The organism is Mesorhizobium sp. M7A.F.Ca.ET.027.02.1.1, from assembly GCF_004022985.1.
GTDB lineage: Bacteria > Pseudomonadota > Alphaproteobacteria > Rhizobiales > Rhizobiaceae > Mesorhizobium.
Genome location: NZ_RZOL01000722.1, coordinates 1 through 1,549, shown reverse-complemented (window position 1 = coordinate 1,549; position 1,549 = coordinate 1). Strand labels below are relative to the sequence as shown.

At 59.1% G+C, this 1,549-nt stretch carries 1 protein-coding gene; it reads right to left on the bottom strand.

Annotation, left to right across the window (positions count from 1 at the left end; all coding sequences use genetic code 11):
- Positions 1-1,549: VirB4 family type IV secretion system protein (locus EN749_RS35540; RefSeq protein WP_189367960.1), on the bottom strand; the 1,549-nt coding region annotated here is incomplete at both ends.

The window sequence follows — 1,549 nt, the reverse complement described above, 5'->3', positions numbered from 1 at the left end:
GAATTTGCGGGCTTCGGGCGGCGTTTCGCGGATCCATTTGATCTCGCGTTCGGACAGCCCGAACGCCCTGTGCGAGTCCTCATCCGCCTTCGGGTTGGGAAAAAAGATATTGGTCGGCGTCTGTTCGATCAGCGTGTTGGCGATCGACGACTTCACAATATCCGCTGCTGACTGCGTGCCGAAGCCGATGATGCCATTCAACTTACGAATGGTTTTCAGTTTGTCCTTGATGAAGTAGCTGAAAATATCATTGTCGAGGAGCTTCCAGCCTTCATCGAGGAAGATCATGACCGGTTGCCCGTCAAGCAGCTCCTCGATGCGATGGAAGATGTAGAGCAACGCCGCCGTGCTGGTCGTTGCGTCGCTCAACACGCTGGTCATGTCGAAGCCAAAAATGGACGACATCGAAAACGAATCTTCCGCGTTGTTGAACAACCAACCGCGCTGATCCGGCCTCATCCATGGCTGAAAGCGCGAATAGAGATCGTCATCGCCGGCGCGCATCGCACCGCGCAACAGCTCCGCGAACTCCTCCATGGTTCGACCTTCGGGCGGCGCGCTTGCCACCTGGGCGATCGCGTTGCGGATGACTTGCTCTTCGCGCGTCGAGTGGCCGTGTCCGTCGGATCGACGCAGCATGAAGCTGAAAAGCTGGAAGAGAAATTCCCGATTGTGCGGCGTATCGGGAAGGTGCAACGGGTTGAAGCCGGAAGGCTCACCGGCCTTCAGAACCTCATAGCGACCGCCAAGCGACCGCACGAAGATATCCAGGCCCCGATCCTTGTCGATCATCACCAGCTTGGGGCGCGGCGTGAGGCGCTGCGCCTGTGCCGCGAGAAATCCGAGCAACACGGTCTTGCCCGAGCCCGAGGGACCATTCAGGGTGAAGTTGCCAAGGTCTCGAACATGAAAGTTGAAGAAGTAGGCTGTTTGCGACGTCGTCTCGAGGACGCTTATCGGCATTCCCCAATGAACCCCTCCAGTGCGGCCGCTCGGATAGTTATGGAAGGCCGAGAAGCCCGCCATGTTCTTCGATGAGATCATGGACTTGCGCGCCACATAGGCGAAATTGCCAGGCAGGGTGGCCCAGAACGCTGGTTCACAATTCAGGTCCTCGCGAACCCACAGGGCGGACACCTCCGTCAGCGCCGTGCCGACATCGGTCACGCAGCGCGCCACGTCGTCCATGGTTTTCCCAAGGCACAGCACCGTCAGATGATGCAAGCCATAGAGCGCTTCCGAGGACAGAAGCTCATCGCGCGCTTCCCCGAGCTGATCACCCACGATCGAGCCGGCTTCATCCGACATGTCGATCTTGCGCCCGACCCGCTCCATCTGGGTCAGCGCCTGGGGCTTGTCGATGATGGCGAAGGATTGCGTCACGATGAATTCATGCGGCACCTTCAGCATGGGGTTGAGCATTCCCGGTCCCGTGATGGAGGGGTACTCGCCCACCGAAATGATGGCGCCGTATCGCGTTTCGCCAGGAAACGCCCCGCGAATTTCCAGTGCATTGGGGCCGAAGAACAGCCGCTTCGTCGCCAACGCC